Here is a 6496-nt window from a genome sequence, read left to right on the forward strand (position 1 = left end):
GTAGTAATCGTTTTTCTCTTGCCATAACAATTCTAGACAACTGAGAAGAATTATGATCTGTTGCAGGTGTAAATCACTTTCCAAGGGTGGTTCATCACTCCATAAATCCGTGGGGGGACAGGTAACTTCTGGTAAAATGTCGAGAGTTGTCATAGTTTTTCCCCTGGCTGGGACATTTATCTAATTATAACAGCTATGAGTCATACTAAATCCGTTGAGTATAGGCTACTTATAAGGACAGGCAAAAGGCAAAAGGGTGAATAAATAATCAGTTTTTAATAACCAGATTTAGTAGTAGTAGGGTGCGCCATTCGATAGCGTAACGCACCAAATAAATTAATGATAGATAGATAGGTGCGTTACGACGGATTGTTAGATTCAAGTTTAAGCAAAGATTGTCGCCGTCTAACGCACCCTACATTCTACTGAGGTACAAAAGTTATGGGTTTTAGGCAAAAGGCAAGAGGCAGAAGGCAAAAGGGAAGAAAAATAGGTGTACCTCACTAGCTTAGGAAACGCTATAGTATCAGTTAACGATTTTTAAAAGCTTCGATCGCCGCCGGCAAAGTATAGTAAATTCTCTCTTGGCTAATTTTATCTAACAAGCGGGAACGTTGCAATTCTAAGTACAGATCGTGTTTAACCCTTGCTAGGGCGAAAACTATACCCTGTCTTGATAATTCCCTTGCTAATTCCTCGATAATCTCCACGGCTGTACTATCCAATTCTCCGAGTGCCTCTGTATTCAAGACAAACCATTCTACCGTTTTTGTCTCCCGGGCAATGGCGCTGAGGGCGCGACGTTTAAAGTCGGCCGCATTAGCAAAAAATAAGGGGGCATCGTAACGATAGATAACTAACCCCGGTATTGTTTGCGCTTCCGGCCAATCCTGGAGCGCGTGTAAACCCATCACCCCCGGAACCGTACCCAAGACCGCATCATCGGGCCGGGTAATGCGGGCCAATAAATCGATAACCGAGAGACCGATGGCGATGGCAACCCCGCTTAAAATCCCCGTGGTTAGCACCCCCACCATGGTCAGGACAGCGAGATTAAACTCACTATTGCGAAAGCTTTTTAGTCGTTTAGCGCCGGCAATATCCACCAGTTTACAGGCTGCATAAATCACCAGCGCACCCAAGGCGGCCTTGGGAAAGAGTACCAGTAGCGGACCGAGCAAGAAAATGACTGCCACCACCACCACTGCCACCACCAGGGAGTAAAGCTGACTTTTACTACCCACGGAATCGCCCACCGCGGTGCGACTGGCGCTGCTGCTGATGGGAAATCCCTGACAAAAACCCGCCGCCAGATTCCCCAGTCCCAGGGCTAAAAATTCTTGATTGGCATCGATTTCTTGGTTATGACGTGCGGCGAAGGCTCTAGCGGTCAAGACGTTATCGGAATAGCCCACCAGGGCAATGCCGACGGCCGCGGTTACTAGGGGTAGTAATTGGGCAAAATCTAGGGTTGGTAAGCCAAAATTCGGCAAAGTCTTGCTAATTTTCCCCACTACTGCCACCCCCTCTTGATCGAGATGGAGGGTGGCGACGGCGAGGGTTCCCAGTAAAACCGCCAGCAAGGGACCCGGTGCTTTGGGAAAATATTTTTGGATGACAAATAGAAATAGTAGCAGCAATAGAGCGAGGCTAAGGGTTGGCCAGTGCCATTGGTTTATTCCCCGAAAAAAAGCTAAAATTTCTTTAAAAACCGTATTTTCACGGATTGACAAACCACTAATTTTACCCAGTTGTCCCGCAATCATGATCACCGCCACTCCCGCCATATAACCGATCAGGATTGGTTTGGAGAGTAAATTAGCTAAAAATCCCAAGCGGGCGATATAACCAACTAAACAGATTAAACCGACCATTAGGGCTAAAAAAGCCGCTAAACTGCCGTAATTTTCTCCTTGAAGGCTTACCATAGGTGCGATCGCTGCCGCCGTCATCACTGCCGTGGTCGATTCTGGTCCGAGGGATAGTTGCGATGAGGAGCCGAAAAGGGCGTAAACTAGGGCGGCTGGCACGAGAGTCCACAATCCCACCACCGGCTCGACCCCGGCCAGGTCGCCGTAAGCCATACACTGGGGAATAGCGTAGGCCGCCACGGTGACACCGGCGAGTATATCTCGGCCCAGCCACTGCCATTGATAGGAGCGCAGGTTTTTTAGCCCGGGTAAATCAGGAAAATCGACTCGTCGGGAGTTTTTACTCATATTTTCTCTGTCAACGGCGACTTAACCTAATTTTAACGGAAGAATTAGCTAGGGTCTGCTGAAAAAGTTTGTTGGTGGGGGCAGGGTGTGGGGTGTGGGGTGTGGGGTGTAGGGTTTTACCGATTTTGAGGTAGTCAGTTACCTAATTTTCAGGGAAAAAGTCCCAGAATTTTACCCCCGATCACTCCAATGGTCAGCACTTTTTGAGGGGAAAAAAGTCTAAAAGCCTTATCCAACAAGGTTTTTAGATTTATTCAGCCAGCCCTGGCTAGGAAAAGCCCTTAGGTTGAGATATTTTCTGTCAGCAGGATATTTATACCATGTTAACCGCAATTTTAGTTAAATTGGCTAAATATACTCAGAAATATCTTCTTGACAATCATCGGCTAAGTATGATAAAGCCCGGAAGCGTAAACCGACTAATTGTTCGTAGAGAGGATTTAACTTGCACAGGGGCGGAATATGGACTAATTTATGACCAAACAGCACGATATCGCGTTCAAAAGGACATTGAGGCGGCACCATTTTGCAGATAAACCGGGCCAAACGCGGATCGTGCATTTCTACCCCATCTAACCAATCTTTGAGGGGATGCAGCAGATCCGGGTGGGGATGTTCGGCACTGATAAACTCGGATTTCTGCGCTTCCGTGGTAATTTCGGGAATTTCACAGATAGTATGTTCTAAAGCTGACAAGGCCTCGATTTCTAACCCGAAAGCATCCCGATAACTATGCAGTAATGCCGCTTCTGCGGGGGAATAAATGCCATCGGCGATCGCCACCATCACCGCCGTGCGGAGGAAGTTTTCTGATATTTTGGGTTCATGACCAAAACTTGCGGCCAATTCTTCGGGACTAATCGATTGATAGAGAACGTGGTCGTCATCTAATTCTAATTCGTGAGCGAAACGGGCGATCGATTCCTGTTCGCTGGTGCTATAATCCCCATCACACCAGGCAATTGTCAGTAATCCCCGTAACCAGTCCCTAACTTGTTCGTTAGTGTAGCGGTATTGAACAGAGCTAACCATAGGTATTGCTAAAACTGATTTCTAGTTTCTCAATTCAATTCTACCCATCGCTCCCGGATTCTAGTGGCTCCTGTTCATATCATGTAACCATTGCAACTATCCTTAGGGTCAGCTAGGAATTTTTTGGTTTTCAGGCGGCATAATCGGGCAATTTTCGCCCCTAGGAGCAGGGGTAAGGGTTGCTGCTTCTTGTCCCTTCCCCAAGCGCGTCAGTCCTGCTGAAAAGGTGGATTCCTGGGATTAACGTCCGATCCCGAGGTAACGGAAACCAGCTGCTGTCACCACCGCAGGATCGAGGAAATTGCGACCATCAATTAACACGGGTTCGCGCATGGTTTTAACCATTTTGCCGTAGTCGAGACGGAGGAATTCTTGCCATTCCGTCACCACCACCAAAGCGTCACAACCATCGGCCAATCTTTCTGGATCCGATTCGATAATCACACCGCTTAAACCGTGACTTAAACCACTTTGGGAAACGATCGGATCATAAGCTTTTACCTTAGCACCTAAACGATTTAACTGTTCGATCATGGTTAAAGCTGGGGCATCGCGCATATCATCGGTATCGGGTTTAAAAGTTAATCCCAACAAACCGACGGTTTTACCCTTGAGGATTTTTAATTCCTGTTGCAGTTTTTCGATCGCAATTGTCCGTTGACGTTTGTTAACATTGATAGCGGCGTTAAGTAATTCCGTTTCGTAACCGTAGTCTTCCGCGGTATGTACCAAAGCCGACACATCTTTGGGGAAACAGGAACCCCCCCAACCGATCCCGGCCGAGAGGAACTTGCTGCCGATACGGGAATCTAAACCGATACCTTTAGCCACTTGGGTGACATCGGCCCCGACGCGATCACAGATATTAGCTACTTCGTTAATAAAGCTAATTTTGGTGGCTAGGAAGGCATTAGCGGCGTATTTAATCATTTCCGCCGAACTGAGATCCGTAACCACCACGGGAACGGGAGGCAAGGAGGGATCCTCAGCGAATTGGCGTTCAACCAAAGGAGCGTACAATTCCTTCATCATTTCGATGGCTTTCGGGTTATTACTCCCTAAAACAATGCGATCGGGGTTAAAAGTATCATAAACTGCCGAACCTTCCCGTAAAAATTCGGGATTGCTGACCACATCGAATGCCGCTTCGATGCGTTCGAGTGTACTAATACCGCCAACCGCAGCCACGAGATTTTTTTGTCTCTCGGCCACTCCATCGAGGACGATCATCCGTACCCAATCCCCAGAACCGATGGGAACGGTCGATTTATTGACGATTACTTTATAACCACCGTTGAGATGGGCTCCAATACCCCGGGCCACCGCTTCCACATAACGAGTGTCACTTTCTCCCGTGGGTAGTGCTGGTGTACCAACAGCGATAAAGAGGATTTCACCGTGTTTAACTCCCGCTTCTAGGTCCGTGGAAAATTCCAGATTGCCAGAGGCTGCCGAAGACTGCATTAATTCTGATAACCCCGGTTCATAGATGGGGGATTGTCCCGATTTCATCAATTTGACTTTTTCTTCATTGTTGTCAATACAGATGACATGATGGCCGATATGTGCTAGGCACACCCCGGTGACTAAACCCACATAACCCGTTCCGATAACACAAACACGCATGATAATTACTCCAGTGACAATTAAGTTAAATTTATTGATTAGGGATTAGCTGAGACGAGAACGGAAATCCTCGATCGTCATTTTTAAACCCTGACTTAGAGGAATAGTTGGACTCCAATCCAGATAAGTTTTAGCACGAGTGATATCCGGTTGTCGTTGCTTGGGATCATCTTCCGGCAGTGGTTGATAGACCAATTCGGCCTCGGGATTAATCATGCCTTGGATCACTTGTGCTAATTCCAGAATTGTGTATTCGTCGGGATTGCCTAAATTAACCGGCCCGATAAAATCGCCATTCATCAAACGCATTAACCCTTCCACCAAGTCAGAAACATAGCAAAAACTGCGGGTTTGGGAACCTTGACCATAAACCGTCAGGGGTTGACCGCGCAAAGCTTGTACGACGAAATTACTCACCACTCGACCATCGTTTTCCAGCATTCGCGGGCCGTAGGTGTTGAAAATCCGGGCCACCCGGATATCGACTTTATGCTCCCGATAATACTCGAAAGCTAGGGTTTCCGCTACCCGTTTACCCTCGTCATAACAGGAACGCGGCCCAATGCAGTTGACATTACCTCGATATTCTTCCGTTTGCGGATGCACATCGGGATCGCCATAGACTTCCGAGGTAGAAGCGAGCAAAAATCGCGCTTTTACCCGTTTAGCTAACCCCAGCATATACATGGTCCCTAAAACATTGGTTTTAATCGTTTTGACGGGATTATATTGATAGTGGATCGGGGAAGCAGGACAGGCCAGGTGATAAATCTGATCGACTTCTAAACGGATCGGCTCGGTGATATCGTGACGAATTAGCTCAAAATAAGGATTTCCTAGCCATTTAACGATATTTCGGCGCACACCCGTGTAGAAGTTATCCAGACAGATCACTTCTTGACCCTGTTCCATCAAGCGATCGATTAGATGGGAACCAATAAAACCCGCACCACCTGTAACTAGGATTCTCATGTAATCGACAAGTAAACATATAAAATTATTCTTAAAATACCCTTACGCTGGTTTTTTGGCAAATATTTTTTTTGACGGGGTGTTATCAGCGATCGCCGATGCTAGGCTAATGGCTGAATAATGGCTGGGTAATCCTTAAAAAATGTAACAATTTTCGTAGTCATCCCTACAGAGTTCTATATCGTCCAATCTTGTAGGCGTAAATTAGGGATTTGAGAGAAATCACGATAATTGCGTGTTACTAAAATACTGTTTTCTGATCAACTAATCGCTGCAATTCTTAAATCTTGTGTTCCTATAGGAATTTTTTGCTCCCGTAATTCTCTGAAATGATAATGAGCTTCTAAAGTATAGTTCAAAATTTTAAATTTGCTCAGATAATTAACTATATCTATCAAACCTTGATAGCCTTTGATTAACTTTTCATATTGATTAGAGTTCTTGCATAATTAATTTTTGAGAGGGCAAAAATGAGAAAAATAAGCATAAAATTGCATAAAATAACCAAATAGAGCATTTAATTGATTAATGCTCATTCTTAATTCTCCTGACTACTGACTACTGGCTCCTGACTCCTCACCTAAAGGAAGATTTTTGATTTTTGCAAGAGGTCTATTGCTTTGAGAGTATTTTCTGATCACGCTGAA

Annotated in this window: 4 protein-coding genes and 1 pseudogene; all 5 read right to left on the bottom strand. The window is 45.8% G+C overall.

All coding sequences use genetic code 11. The annotated features are described in order from the left end of the window. Positions 1-153: pseudogene (locus O9295_RS13005) on the bottom strand (Uma2 family endonuclease); the annotation flags it as partial. A gap of 377 nt (positions 154-530) precedes the next feature. Continuing rightward, positions 531-2219: a SulP family inorganic anion transporter gene (locus O9295_RS13010; RefSeq protein ID WP_288033215.1), complete on the bottom strand. Its 1689-nt coding sequence runs from the start codon at positions 2217-2219 to the stop codon at positions 531-533. A gap of 348 nt (positions 2220-2567) precedes the next feature. Next, complete coding sequence (locus tag O9295_RS13015; RefSeq protein ID WP_288033216.1) at positions 2568-3251, bottom strand: Mo-dependent nitrogenase C-terminal domain-containing protein; 684 nt, start codon at positions 3249-3251, stop codon at positions 2568-2570. A 240-nt stretch (positions 3252-3491) separates the two neighbouring features. Next, positions 3492-4877 (bottom strand): UDP-glucose dehydrogenase family protein, encoded by a 1386-nt coding sequence (locus O9295_RS13020; RefSeq protein ID WP_288033218.1) that lies wholly within the window; start codon positions 4875-4877, stop codon positions 3492-3494. A gap of 45 nt (positions 4878-4922) precedes the next feature. Continuing rightward, the gene (locus O9295_RS13025; RefSeq protein ID WP_288033220.1) at positions 4923-5849 is read right to left on the bottom strand and encodes a UDP-glucuronic acid decarboxylase family protein; all 927 of its coding nucleotides are present in this window, start codon (positions 5847-5849) and stop codon (positions 4923-4925) included. Positions 5850-6496: the final 647 nt, after the last annotated feature.

The sequence above is a fragment of the Microcystis sp. LE18-22.4A genome, assembly GCF_027531105.1.
GTDB classification, from domain to species: domain Bacteria; phylum Cyanobacteriota; class Cyanobacteriia; order Cyanobacteriales; family Microcystaceae; genus Microcystis; species Microcystis aeruginosa.